Origin of the sequence: Treponema berlinense, assembly GCF_052273165.1 — a bacterium.
In the GTDB taxonomy this organism is placed as follows: domain Bacteria; phylum Spirochaetota; class Spirochaetia; order Treponematales; family Treponemataceae; genus Treponema_D; species Treponema_D berlinense_A.
Genome location: NZ_DAVZIU010000036.1, coordinates 1 through 12,543, shown reverse-complemented (window position 1 = coordinate 12,543; position 12,543 = coordinate 1). Strand labels below are relative to the sequence as shown.

The 12,543-nt window shown below is 39.0% G+C and carries 13 protein-coding genes; 11 read left to right on the top strand and 2 right to left on the bottom strand.

Annotated elements, in window-relative coordinates; all coding sequences use genetic code 11:
* Positions 1–49 precede the first annotated feature (49 nt).
* Positions 50–1,009, bottom strand: coding sequence for a glycosyl hydrolase family 18 protein (locus ACT6XC_RS09070; protein ID WP_443741566.1), 960 nt, complete (start codon positions 1,007–1,009; stop codon positions 50–52).
* A 401-nt stretch (positions 1,010–1,410) separates the two neighbouring features.
* Here ACT6XC_RS09070 and ACT6XC_RS09065 point away from each other — a divergent pair, with 401 nt between their 5' ends.
* From ACT6XC_RS09065 to ACT6XC_RS09015, 11 genes are all read left to right on the top strand, one after another.
* A complete protein-coding gene (locus tag ACT6XC_RS09065) occupies positions 1,411–2,412 on the top strand; it encodes a 2-hydroxyacid dehydrogenase (RefSeq protein WP_443738667.1) in 1,002 nt (333 codons plus the stop codon).
* A gap of 71 nt (positions 2,413–2,483) precedes the next feature.
* Complete coding sequence (locus ACT6XC_RS09060) at positions 2,484–2,813, top strand: hypothetical protein (RefSeq protein WP_443741565.1); 330 nt, start codon at positions 2,484–2,486, stop codon at positions 2,811–2,813.
* Between the two features lie 2 nt (positions 2,814–2,815).
* On the top strand, positions 2,816–3,544 hold the full coding sequence (locus ACT6XC_RS09055) for a hypothetical protein (protein WP_443741564.1): 729 nt from the start codon (positions 2,816–2,818) through the stop codon (positions 3,542–3,544).
* A gap of 110 nt (positions 3,545–3,654) precedes the next feature.
* A complete protein-coding gene (locus ACT6XC_RS09050; RefSeq protein WP_443741563.1) occupies positions 3,655–4,266 on the top strand; it encodes a V-type ATP synthase subunit E in 612 nt (203 codons plus the stop codon).
* Positions 4,267–4,821, top strand: coding sequence for a hypothetical protein (locus tag ACT6XC_RS09045; RefSeq protein ID WP_443741562.1), 555 nt, complete (start codon positions 4,267–4,269; stop codon positions 4,819–4,821).
* Positions 4,821–6,584 (top strand): V-type ATP synthase subunit A, encoded by a 1,764-nt coding sequence (locus ACT6XC_RS09040; RefSeq protein ID WP_443741561.1) that lies wholly within the window; start codon positions 4,821–4,823, stop codon positions 6,582–6,584. Before ACT6XC_RS09045 ends, ACT6XC_RS09040 begins: the two co-directional genes overlap by 1 nt.
* A gap of 15 nt (positions 6,585–6,599) precedes the next feature.
* Positions 6,600–7,895 (top strand): V-type ATP synthase subunit B, encoded by a 1,296-nt coding sequence (locus ACT6XC_RS09035; protein WP_443738661.1) that lies wholly within the window; start codon positions 6,600–6,602, stop codon positions 7,893–7,895.
* Between the two features lie 23 nt (positions 7,896–7,918).
* A complete protein-coding gene (locus ACT6XC_RS09030; protein ID WP_443738660.1) occupies positions 7,919–8,560 on the top strand; it encodes a V-type ATP synthase subunit D in 642 nt (213 codons plus the stop codon).
* Complete coding sequence (locus tag ACT6XC_RS09025; protein ID WP_443741560.1) at positions 8,557–10,527, top strand: V-type ATP synthase subunit I; 1,971 nt, start codon at positions 8,557–8,559, stop codon at positions 10,525–10,527. The genes ACT6XC_RS09030 and ACT6XC_RS09025 overlap by 4 nt, the downstream gene beginning before the upstream one ends.
* Positions 10,528–10,607: 80 nt before the next feature.
* Positions 10,608–11,036 (top strand): V-type ATP synthase subunit K, encoded by a 429-nt coding sequence (locus ACT6XC_RS09020; RefSeq protein ID WP_078931233.1) that lies wholly within the window; start codon positions 10,608–10,610, stop codon positions 11,034–11,036.
* 130 nt (positions 11,037–11,166) lie between these two features.
* The gene (locus tag ACT6XC_RS09015; protein WP_443741559.1) at positions 11,167–12,168 is read left to right on the top strand and encodes a hypothetical protein; all 1,002 of its coding nucleotides are present in this window, start codon (positions 11,167–11,169) and stop codon (positions 12,166–12,168) included.
* A 39-nt stretch (positions 12,169–12,207) separates the two neighbouring features.
* Here ACT6XC_RS09015 and ACT6XC_RS09010 read toward each other — a convergent pair.
* Positions 12,208–12,543, bottom strand: a 336-nt coding sequence (locus ACT6XC_RS09010) for a hypothetical protein (RefSeq protein ID WP_443741558.1), incomplete at its 5' end; no start/stop codon positions are given.

Genomic DNA, 12,543 nt, shown 5'->3' with positions numbered 1-12,543 from the left:
TCAAAAAGCGTGTAATTCGTTGTAAGAAATGGGATTGCACGCTTTTTTTTTATTTTGTTTCTTCAGTTTCTTTTATTTTTAAGTGCTTCCAGTATGATTTGTCTTCCTGTCCAATTCTCCAAAAACTCAGGGCTTTTATTTCATTTTCTGCATACATTTTTGTTCGGACAAAAAGGGAAATTTCGTCGTCGTAAAAAGCCGTGATATTCAGTTTTTTTGTAATTGTAAAACTTGGAATTCCATATTCATCGCGCTTGTGTTTTTTTATCTTGTTTTCTTCCATTATTTTTTGCAATGTTGGATAAATGTATGCTTTTCCGCCGAGAGTATCATCTCTCCAGGCTCTTCCGTAAAACGAAAGCCCCATTATAAGTTTTTCCGGAGGAATTTGACTTTTTGCATAGTCTGAAATCTTTTTGCACCAGTCAGTGCTTGCTATCGGACCTGGTTTGCTTGTGGCCCAGTGCTCGTCGTAGGCCATTATGATGATTTTATCCACAACCTTTGCAAGTTTTTCATAATTATAGGCATCTTTTGAGAGAGTCCTTATTCTCGCAGGAATTGCAATCGAAAGTGTTTTTTCGCCAAGTTTTGATTTTAAAATTTTCAAAAATTCAATAAAATTTTCATCATCTTCAGAACTTACAAGCTCCCAGTCAATCTGAAGCCCGTCATAAGTCTTGCTTGCTTCTATTAAGCCGTCAATGATTTTATTTCTGAGCGGAAGTTCTGGTAAAAGCAAAAGGTGGGTTTGTGAGCGCGAGTCGCAACTTGTTACGAGATGAACTTTTGCCGGACAGTCAGAAAAATATTTTTCCTTAGGAGGTGTCGCTGGCACTTCGCTAAATGCCGAAATTGCTTCTATAAAATAACCAATATCGGTAAGAGGAAGGTCTGGAGTGTAAGAGTCTTCTCTTTTATAAAAAACATAGCCCCAAAGTTCTTCAAATTCGACTGTCTCGTATTCAGAAAAAGCTTTCTTAAAATCTCCATTTTTTGCCTTTGGCACCGAAGAGCATGAAAATAGCAGAAACAGAAAGAAAAAAACGTTTAATTTAAAAAAAATCTTCATATACATACGATAACAGAAAAAAATCAAAAAATCCAAAAAATCTTCTTTTTGAATTCGGGTGGCTTTTTGCCTTGCAAAAACCGAGCTTTTCAGGGCTGCGGTTTTCACCTCCGGTATTTTTGCATAGCAAAAACACACGCTCCGCGTCCCTTTCAATCTCTGCTACAAAAAAATGCCGCAAAAAAAAACAAATTTTTGTTACTCTATGCTGACTTAGAATCTATTTCTTGTTATAATCCGCTTAAAAATATTTCAGTTTGCTCAAGCGTTGCTCTCTCAAACTGTGATTCTCGCCATCCGTGGCTTGCCGCTAATGCGGTGCTTATTATGGAGGAAATATGATAAAAATTGCTTTTTATGACACTCGTTCGTACGACAAGGCTTCTTTTTGCTCTGAAAACGAAAAATTTGGTTTTGAAATTGATTATTTTGATTTTAAATTGACTGAAAAAACTGCGTTCACAGCAAAGAATTTTGATGCTGTTTGTGTTTTTGTAAATGATACAGTCGATTCTTCCGTCCTTAAAATATTAAAAGAATGCGGAGTAAAACTCGTCGTTTTAAGATGTGCCGGTTTTAACAATGTTGACCTGTCTGCCGCATCTTCTTTTGGAATAAAAATTGTCCGTGTTCCAGCTTATTCTCCTCACGCAGTTGCAGAACACGCGCTGGCGCTTTTAATGTCTCTTACTCGTCATATTCCTCAGGCTTATTTAAGAACAAAAACCCAGAATTTCAGCATAGAAGGTCTTACAGGCCGAGATCTTTTCGGTCTTACCGCGGGAATTTTCGGCACTGGAAAAATTGGGCGGATAATGGCTGAACTTTTAAAAGGTCTTGGCATGAAAATCATCTGTTATGATCCTTATCCAGACGAAAAATGGGCTGAAAAAGAAGGTTTTTCTTATGTCGATGTCCCGACGATTTTTAAGGAAAGTGATGTTTTAAGTTTTCATTGTCCGCTTACACCGGAAACAAGGCATATCGCAAATCACGATACCATGAAAACTATGAAAAGTGATGCTGTTATTATTAACACTGGCCGCGGCGCTTTAATCGACACTAAAGCCCTTGTTCACGCTTTAAAGCACAAGCACATCGGAGGAGCTGCGCTGGATGTTTACGAAGAAGAAAGTGCTTTCTTTTTCAATGACCATTCAACGGAAGTAATAACAGACGACGTTCTTGCAAGGCTTTTAACCTTTCCTAATGTTCTTATAACCGGACATCAGGCATTCTTAACGACGACTGCGCTTTCAAATATTGCGGAAATTTCGCTTCAAAATGTTAAGGATTTTTTTGAAAACAAAGAACTCAAAAACGAAGTAAAGATTCTCTAAAAAATCATTTTTTAGTTTTTTACGCTCCTGCGTTTTGTTGATTTTTATAGGTTTTGGAGTAAAATTAAATTATGGCAATTCAACCGATTGATCTTCAGACGATATATTCTCAAATGGGCAACGTTGCAAAAAATGTCGCCCATCAGCAGAACGGAAATCAATTGACGCAGGCAATGCAGGAAAATGTTGCCGTTCAGCAGGAGCAGGAGCGGTTGTCGCAGGTTCACAAAACTGCCGAAAACGAAGCGAACACCAGTCAGGTAAAAGACGAAGGCCATCAAAAAAATTCTTTTCAAAATCAAAAAAATCAGAAAAAAAGTAAGGAAGAAGAACCTGAAAAAAAGAAACTGACAGAAATCCGTGAATCTTTTTTGGGACAAAATATTGATATTTCGAGGTAGATATGCAGGGAATTGCAGTTCTGGCATTTATTCTTTGTTGCTTAAATATAACCGGCTGGCTTGTGTTTTTAAGAAAATTTAAAAGGCTTTTTACGACCGAAGATATTATTTCTAAAACTCGGCTTGAAGTTACACGGATGATTGAAGATGTAAACCGCACGACCTCAAAAAATTTGGATTTAATCGAAGAAAAAATCAAACAGCTAAAGGCAACTTCGGCTGACGCAGAACGTCATATTGCTGTTGCAAAGTCGGAATTGGAAAAACGTGCTGCTTTGGCGCAATTTAACAGGGCGATTTCTGAAAAATCCGAGGTTTCTCACAAAAATGAGATTCACCCTAAAACTCAAGATCCTTCAGTTTATGGAAGCAAAGCGCCTTACGGAAGAATTTCCGATGCTTTGCAGGCTTCCAGCGCATATCAGATAACTTCAAAAGGTAAAAAAGAAGTTGCAGGCGAGCAGGGCGAATTATTTGAACAGCAGGAAGAAAAATATATAAAGTCGCCTTCTGGAACAAAATTTATGGTCGATAACGAAGGAACTGGCTTTGCTTCAATTCCAAAAATTGGAGAAAATGTCTTTTATTCGGACAACCCGATAAAACCTAAAAAAACAATAAACGAGCAGATAAAAGAACTTTCAGACCGCGGTTATGATGTTGAAATGATTGCACGTGAGCTTAACCTTACAACGACTGAAGTTCAATTTTCGTTGGATATGGGGTTTTAAAAGTTTGTAATCATTAACGCAAAGTTATTTAACGCTGCCAAGTTTTGGTGGTATATTTAAATAGAAATAGTTTTTTAACTAAAAAAATTCACAAAAAAAGAGAGGATAGCATGGACACCCACGTTGAAGAACTGATTGACAGAATCAAAAAAGATGGCGTTGCCGTTGCTGAAAACTCTGCCTCAGAAAAAATTGCACAGGCCCAGAGAGAAGCCGACAAGATTATTCTTGATGCAAAAGAAGAAGCAGAGAAAATTCTTATGCAGGCTAAGGAAGAGACAGCCCGCCTGGAAAAAGCAAGTGAAGATGCCATTAAACAAGCCGGAAGAAACCTTCTTCTGCAATTTAAAGACAGTATTACAAAAGAACTTTCTGCGCTCATAAAGCAGGAAGTCTCGGATTCTTATTCAAAAGATTTGCTGGCAACCCTTGTTCCAGAAGTTGTAAAGGAATGGGTAAAAAACAGTTCTGCTGAAGATGTTTCTGTTCTTTTGAACGAAAAAAGCTTAAAAGAAGTTGAATCAAATCTAAAAGCAGCTTTGAAAAATGAAATTTCTACTGGGCTTACACTGAAAGTTGACAATTCCGTTTCAAACGGATTCCGTATCGGTGTAAAGGATGGAGCAGCATTCTATGACTATTCGGCAGAAGCTGTAGCTGATTTGTTCAGCGCATATCTAAATCCTAGAGTTGCTGCATTGATGAAAGAGGCGGCTAAATAAGTGAGTAATCAGTATTATCTTTTGGCACAACTTCCATCTTTCTCAGTTACTGACGAAAAATCGGTGTTGCCGGTTACAGAAGAATACTTTTATGATCTCTGCTCGCGTTTTCTTGACAAGAAAAGTTTTGAACAGGTAAAACTTCTTTCTTTGACACCTCCGTTAAAAAAAGTTTCAACAGGTTCTGTTTTTCTTGACAAATGGTATGACGGTGAACGAAATCTTCGTTTTGCTTTAGCTCAAATCCGTGCACTTCGCATGAATAAAAAATTCGAAATAGAAAACGAAAGTTTCTCTCCTGAAGTGATTCAGGCGGCTCGCACTGCAACTGGAATGGATAGTCCTCTGGCTGCAGAACAGTTCTTGAATCAATACAGACTGAATCTTTTGGACAGTATTCGTCCTGCCGATGAGTTTTCTGTTGATGCTGTTTATGCCTATGGTTTGCGCTTAAAACTCGCATTAAGAATGAAGATGTTCAATGCAGAGAAAGGTATGGTTTCTTATCATAAAATCTATGATTCAATTCTCAAAGGAGATATGGGAGATAAATAATGACGGATACAAAAGGAAAGGTAGTCGGCGTTAATGGAAACATGGTTTCTGTCGAATTTGACGGAAATATTTCCATGAACGAAGTTGCCTATGTAAAAGTTGATAATTCAAGCCTGAAAAGTGAGGTAATCCGTATCCGCGGAAATGTAGCCCAACTTCAGGTTTACGAAATGACAAAAGGAATTAAAACCGGGGATGTTGTTGAGTTTACCGGTGATTTGCTTTCTGCTGAGCTTGGTCCTGGACTTCTTGGTCAGGTTTACGATGGTTTGCAGAATCCACTTCCTTTACTTGCTGAAAAAGCAGGATGGTTTCTTGAAAGAGGCGTTTATGTAAATCCTCTCGACAGAACAAAAAAATGGGCGTTTACACCAACAGTAAAGCCTGGAGATGTAAAAAAAGCTGGCGAATATATCGGAACTGTTCCTGAAGGTCCGTTTACGCACAAGATTTTTGTGCCGTTTTATTTGCTTGGCTCATACACTGTAAAATCAATAAAGCCTGCTGGTGAATATACCCTTGATGACAAGGTTGCTGTTCTTACTGACGAAAATGGAAAAGACGTAGAAATCGGTCTTTCTTTCAAATGGCCGGTAAAACGCGCAGTTAACTGTTACGAAGAGCGTCTTGCGCCGACAGAAACAATGGTTACTAAGGTTCGCCTTATCGACACATTCTTCCCTGTAGCAAGGGGCGGCACTTACTGTATTCCAGGACCTTTCGGCGCTGGAAAAACAGTTCTTCAGCATACAACTTCAAAATATGCAGACGTTGACATTGTAATCATCGCTGCCTGTGGTGAACGCGCCGGTGAAGTTGTAGAAACCCTTACAGAATTCCCTGAACTAAAAGATCCGAAAACCGGAAAATCTTTGATGGAAAGAACAATCATCATCTGTAATACTTCTTCAATGCCAGTAGCTTCCCGCGAAGCTTCTGTTTATACTTCTGTAACTTTGGCTGAATATTACAGACAGATGGGATTGAATGTCTTGCTTCTTGCCGATTCAACTTCTCGTTGGGCGCAGGCTCTGCGTGAAATGTCTGGTCGTCTTGAAGAAATCCCGGGAGAAGAAGCATTCCCTGCTTACATGGAATCTTATATTGCAGCTTTCTATGAACGTGCTGGACAGGTTCGTTTACCAGACGGTTCTATAGGCTCTGTAACAATCGGTGGTACAGTTTCTCCTGCCGGCGGTAACTTTGAAGAACCTGTAACACAGGCAACTTTGAAGGTCGTTGGCGCTTTCCACGGACTTTCACGTGCTCGCTCAGATGCCCGTAAATATCCTGCAATTGACCCGATTCAGTCATGGTCAAAATACAAAGGCGTAATCGATTCTAGCAAGGTAAATTTCTGCTTTGATATTATGAAAAAAGGCGTTGATGTTGCTTCGATGATGAAAGTAGTTGGTGAAGAAGGAACTTCCCTTGACGACTATCTTGTTTATCTAAAAGAGGAAATGCTTGATGCCGTTTACTTCCAGCAGAACTCTTTTGATGCAGTAGATGCAAATGCAACTGTTGAACGACAGAAGTACGACCTTGATAAAATCATTAAAATCCTTGGTTCTTCTTTTGACCTTGCAGATAAAGATGAAGCAAGAACTTATTTTAACCAGTTGCGTCAGAAATTCCTTGACTGGAACTACACAGAAGAGCACAGCGATGCTTTCAAAAAAGTTGAGTCAGAAATCGATGAACTTTATTCATCAAAAAACGGCAAACTTACAGCTCAGGTCGAATCATTGCTTAAGGCTTAAGAAGGACGGTGAAAAATGAATAAAATATACAGCAAAATTGAATCAATCACTGGTTCCGTAATTACAGTAAAGGCAGAAGGCGTAAAATATAACGAACTTGCAGAAATTACAACTCGTTTTGGAAAATCTCTTGCAGAAGTAAACAAAATTGATGGTGATACAGTTTCTTTGCAGGTTTTTGCCGGCGGACGCGGTGTTTCTACAGGCGATCAGATTCGCTTTTTGGGACACGATATGCGTGTTTCTTTCGGTGATGATCTTTTGGGAAGAATCTTCAATGGTTCTGGAGATCCTCGCGACAAGGGACCTGCTCTTACTGAAAATATGACAGAAATTGGAGGACCTTCAGTAAACCCTTCAAAACGTATTCTTGCAGAAAGAATGATGAGAACAAACATTCCTATGATTGATATGTTCAATACTCTTGTCGTTTCTCAGAAGCTTCCTATTTTCTCTATTTCGGGAGAACCTTACAATCAGCTTCTTGCACGTATTGCCATGCAGGCTGAAGCTGATGTTATCGTTCTTGGCGGAATGGGTCTTAAATATGACGACTTCCTTTATTTCAAGAAAACTCTTGAGGAAGGCGGCGCGTTGAGCAAGACGGTTATGTTTATTCATACTGCTGCTGACCCAACCGTAGAATGTATCAAAATTCCTGATATGTCTCTTGCAGTTGCAGAACAGTTTGCTTTGCAGAATAAGGACGTTCTTGTTCTTCTTACAGATATGACTTCTTATGCAGACTCTATGAAGGAAATTGCGATTACTCAGGAACAAGTTCCTTCAAACCGTGGTTATCCTGGCGATTTGTATTCTCAGCTTGCTGCCCGTTATGAAAAGGCCGTTGACTTTAAGGGAAGCGGTTCCATTACAATTCTAGCAGTAACAACAATGCCTGGTGATGACGTAACTCATCCGGTTCCAGATAACACAGGTTATATTACAGAAGGTCAGTACTATCTTAAGGGCGGTCGTATTGAGCCGTTTGGTTCGCTTTCACGCTTAAAGCAGAATGTAAACGGCAAGACAAGAAAAGATCACCGTGCGCTTATGGATGCTATGATTCGTCTGTATTCATCTTACAAAGACACCCTCGAAAAAAAGTCCATGGGCTTTATGATGTCAAAATGGGATGAAAAACTTTTGAAATACGGTGAACTTTTTGAAAAAGAAATGATGGACTTGTCCGTAAATATTTCTTTGGAAAATGCACTTGATTTAGGATGGAAGATTCTTGCAGCCTGCTTTAACAAAGACGAAACAGGTATTAAATCTGAATTGATTGCAGAATTCTGGCCGAACAAATAATTCCTGTTTGGAGATAAAATTTAATGGCAAAAATTAAGCTGACTAAAAATGAGCAGAAAGCACAGAAAGACGCGCTGAAAATGTATCAGCGTTATCTTCCTACGCTCACGCTCAAAAAACAGCAGCTTCAGTCTGAAATCAGAACCATCAGCGCAAAAGCAAAAGAAGTTCGTCAGGCCAGGATTCGCCTTGAAGAAGAATTCAAGATTTGGATAGGCGTTTTTGGCGAAGAACAGGCTTTTAAAAACGACATGGTTACGGTTCGGAACATAAAAAAGGGTACTGGAAATATTGCTGGTGTAACGATTCCGATTTACGAAGGCGCAGATTTTTCTCGTGGAGATTACGATTTGTACGAAACTCCGCTTTGGATTGATCTTGCGGCTGACAGAATGGAAAAGGCCCTTTCGTTGGATCTTGAAGCTAGCGTCCTTGATGAACAGGTAAGATTGCTCTCAAAAGAACTGCGTACGACTTCTCAGCGCGTAAATCTTTTTGAAAAAGTAAAAATTCCTGAAGCAAAAGCAAATATTAAAAAAATTTCAGTTTATCTTGGCGACCAGCAGGTAAGCGAGGTTGTGCGTTCAAAAATCTCTAAAAAGAAGATTGATCAGCGTAACCGTGCTGCTGTTGCCGTGGCTGAAAAAGAGGGGGCTTGCTTATGATAGTCCCAATGAAAAAATTAAGCATAGTTGTTCTAGAAAAAGAAAGACGACAGGCCTTAAAGACTCTTCGCCGTCTTGGCGTGGTTCATGTTGAAGAAGTAAAAGGAGAAAGCGAAGAACTTTCATCTTTTAAGAATAAAAATTCAAAAATTGAACTTGCAATTTCTCTTTTGTCTGAAATCAAGACAAAGAAAATCCCAGAAACTTCAATGCTTTCAAAAGATGCCTCTTTTGCTTTGGCAGACAAAATCATCAGTTTGACAGAAGAGAAGAAAAATCTTTTTTCTTCGATTTCGTCAGACAAAACGGAACTTGACCGTCTTAAAAAATGGGGAAATGTTGTTCCAGAAGATTTTGATTTTTTGGCAGAAAAAGGCGTTTATCTTTCAATGTACGAAATGCCGTCGTCTAAATATAATTCGATAGACGAAAGCATCGATACTTTGCTGGTTAACGACGATAAAGACATTTCGCGCTTTTTTGTGATTTCTGATCACAACTTGGCACAAAATGAGCGTCCGGAAAATCTTCCGCCTGAAGCATATCGTGTTGTTTTGCCAAAAAAATCAACGGTGCAACTGGCTGATACTATTGAACAGAATAAAAAGCGGATTACTGAAATTGATTCAGAACTTGCAGATTCTGTGAAATATCTTCCATCACTAAAAAGAGCTGGTGAAAACTTCGGTAAAGATATTGAATTTGAAAATCTTTACAGCGGTATGGGTGTTGAAGAAAAAAATGAACAAAAACCCGAAGCTGTGCGGCTTGCCTGGCTTACAGGTTATGTTCCTGCAGAAGAACTTGAAAAAGTCGAAAAAACAGCTATTGAGAGCAAATGGGCGTTTGCTGCAGATGATCCTGCCGCAGACGACAATGTTCCGACAAAATTAAAGAACAATAAGTTTGTAAGTCTTATTTATCCAGTTACGGACTTTCTTGGAACAGTTCCAGGTTACAATGAATTTGACATTTCAAACTGGTTCCTTTTGTTCTTTACGATTTTCTTCGGCATGATTTTTGGAGATGGCGGATACGGCGGACTTTTGCTTGTCAGCGGAATTCTTGCTATGGTTCCTTCTTTTAAGAAAAAACAGGCACCTTCACCAATGGCTTTCCTGCTTTCTCTTTTAGGATTGGCAACAATGGTTTGGGGAGCCGTAACTTGTACCTGGTTCGGGCTTACACCTGAGCAGTTGCCAGATTGCATAAAAATGCTTTCTGTTCCAGCCTTGTCAAACGTTACATCTGCAAAAGAAGGCGTTAAGATGATTCTTCACAGTGCTTCTGGCACAGTAACTGAAATATCTTATTCAGCATGGGTAAAAGAAAACCTCCAAATTTTCTGTTTTACGCTTGCTTTGATTCAGTTGGCTATTGCGCATTTAAAAGGCATTGCAAAAAATATACGTTCGCCAAAATTCTTGGGAGATTTGGGTTCACTTCTCCAGCTTGGCGGCATGTACTATGTAGTTTTGAGTATGGTAGTTGATGGCATAAGATTCCCTCTTGGAATTACTCCTGAAAGTTACTGGCTTTTTGACAAAATTCCAGTTGCACATATTGCGCTTGGAGCAATTGCATTTGGTTTTGTCTTGAGTTTTGTATTCTCAAACTATGAAGGAAGCATTGGAAAGAGCATCCTTGAAAGTTGCAAGAATATTGTTTCTGTGCTTTTGGGCGTTGTAAATGTATTCTCTGATATCGTTTCTTATATCCGCCTTTGGGCTGTAGCCTTGGCAGGTGGAGCAATCAGTGCAACGGTAAATGAAATGGCAGGTCCAATGCTTGGCCATCTTGCAATGTTCATCTGCGCGATTTTGATTCTTACCGTAGGACATGGTCTGAATATGATTCTGAATGTTCTTTCGGTTATCGTTCACGGCGTACGTCTTAATACGCTTGAATTTTCAACACACTTGGGAATGAGCTGGACAGGTTTTAAATACAAACCTTTCAGTGAATAAAATTTAAAAATCCAGCTGTTGTGTTACAGCGGCTGGTTGAAATAAGAAATTGTCATAAACTTTATTAAAGGAGAAATAATATGGAATTTTTAGGACAGTTTGGTTGTGCAATTGTAATGGGTATTGCTGCTCTTGGTTCGGCAATTGGTATCATGATTTCTGGACAGGCTGCAATCGGTTCTTGGAAACGCTGTTACATGGCTAACAAACCGGCTCCGTTCATTCTTACTGTATTCGCAGGTGCTCCGTTGACACAGACAATCTACGGCTTCCTTCTTATGCAGACAATGATGGGCTCAAGTGCAGCTCCAGGATTTAAACTTGGTGTTGGACTTATGTCAGGTATTGCAATGTGCGCTTCTGCTATTGCTCAGGGAAAAGCTGGTGCTTCTGGTTCAGACGCTCTTGGCGAAACTGGAAAAGGTTTCTCTCAGTACATCATGGTTGTAGGTCTTTGTGAAACTGTTGCTTTGTTTGCAATGGTATTCTCAATGGTTGCACTCGGCTAAGATAAATAGTTTTTTGAAAATGACGGTCAGATTTGAGGTAAAATGCTTTCATTTCTGACCGTTTTTTTTATGTCGATTTTATATTCTAGTAAATAGGCATTTTTCATAATCTTTCGTTTACAAGATGTCGATGGTTCTTGCAATGATTTTCATAATGCTAGAATATGTAATTTGTGTTATTGAATACTTAATTGTAGCTGCGGTTTCCTGTATTTTAATTCCTTTGTTCTTTATTGATGCAACAAAACAGTTTGCAACAAATATATTAAAAATGTTTTTGGCATATTTTGCAAAAATACTTGTGACTACAATGATGTGCTTCTTCACGGTTTCTATGTATATTGAACTAGGTGCAGAATTCTGTAAAAAAACTGACTTATCATCAATTTCTACAGTAATTGTTTATGTTTTTACAATCGCATTGGGTATATTTTTATGTAAAAATTCTGGACGAATTGCAAGTGCTGTAATTTCAGGAAACCCTTCTCTTGGAATGGGCGACCTTGCACGAGAAATAAGAGGAGGACTACACTCTATGCACCATGCAGGACAAATGTTAGATAGAGGTTTTGACAAAGCAGCAAAAACAGCTCAAACTATTGGAAAAAGAGGTGTTGAAATTAATGCAAACCGTGAGGCTGCTGATTTCAGTGCAGGTAAAGCTGCAAGAGCTGCCCGTAATGATATTATACAGAAGGGTAAGAGTGGTGAGTTTGCCTCTGTAAATCCGGCTGACCTTAACAGTAACGATCCCGCTGTAAGACAGGCAGCAAGAGACAGTCTTGCAAAACAGGCTAATGAAGTTGGAAAAAAAACTTATGGTAGTGCTATGAGGGCAAGCATGGGCGAGTTTGCCAAAGACAAGATGTTTGGAGCCTTAACTGGTGGTATGGTTCGTAATGGCGGACGGGGTAATTCTTCTTTTGGAAGACTTATTATTGGTCAGGAATTTTATGATGAAAAAGAAAAACAATGGCGAAAAGCAAATTTTGATGATGTTCAAAAACGTAATGAAGAACTGAGAAAACTTGCAGGTAACAAAACAATAAGCCAATATCTAAAAGAAAAGGAAGAAGAAGGTAAACGTAATATTCGTGAAAAAGACAAAGATTGGCCAGAAGTAGGTTTATAATAAAAAAGGGCTGCTTTTGAGAGTGCAGCCCTTTTTTAGTTATCTTGAATAACCGTAATCTTCTGATTTTGTTTTTTTACGTTTCATAATACCACCAACAGTTTGTTGTCCAACTCCACCTCCAACAGGCGCGGCTAATTCCCAACCTTCTTTTCCTAGCTGATTCAATTCTTGTTCACTTCCCATAGTATCGTAATCTATTTTTTTGTATTCCCATTGAGTCAATTCTTCGCTCATCTTTTTTCCTCCGGTTTTTAGTTTTTGCTCCAGTTCTGCGGTTTTAGCTCGTTCGGCATTAAGGGCTTGTTGAAGCTCGCTGCTTTTCCTGATAATTTCAGCTTGCCCAAGTTCCTGAAGGGATTTTTGCTTTAGCTC

Excerpts from the sequence above, each read along its gene's own strand:
- ACT6XC_RS09030 (WP_443738660.1), top strand. The coding sequence starts at position 7,919 with ATGGCAAAAATTAAGCTGACTAAAAATGAGCAGAAAGCACAGAAAGAC.
- ACT6XC_RS09040 (WP_443741561.1), top strand. The coding sequence starts at position 4,821 with ATGACGGATACAAAAGGAAAGGTAGTCGGCGTTAATGGAAACATGGTT.
- ACT6XC_RS09050 (WP_443741563.1), top strand. The coding sequence starts at position 3,655 with ATGGACACCCACGTTGAAGAACTGATTGACAGAATCAAAAAAGATGGC.
- ACT6XC_RS09060 (WP_443741565.1), top strand. The coding sequence starts at position 2,484 with ATGGCAATTCAACCGATTGATCTTCAGACGATATATTCTCAAATGGGC.
- ACT6XC_RS09025 (WP_443741560.1), top strand. The coding sequence starts at position 8,557 with ATGATAGTCCCAATGAAAAAATTAAGCATAGTTGTTCTAGAAAAAGAA.
- ACT6XC_RS09020 (WP_078931233.1), top strand. The coding sequence starts at position 10,608 with ATGGAATTTTTAGGACAGTTTGGTTGTGCAATTGTAATGGGTATTGCT.
- ACT6XC_RS09055 (WP_443741564.1), top strand. The coding sequence starts at position 2,816 with ATGCAGGGAATTGCAGTTCTGGCATTTATTCTTTGTTGCTTAAATATA.
- ACT6XC_RS09065 (WP_443738667.1), top strand. The coding sequence starts at position 1,411 with ATGATAAAAATTGCTTTTTATGACACTCGTTCGTACGACAAGGCTTCT.
- ACT6XC_RS09035 (WP_443738661.1), top strand. The coding sequence starts at position 6,600 with ATGAATAAAATATACAGCAAAATTGAATCAATCACTGGTTCCGTAATT.
- ACT6XC_RS09015 (WP_443741559.1), top strand. The coding sequence starts at position 11,167 with ATGGTTCTTGCAATGATTTTCATAATGCTAGAATATGTAATTTGTGTT.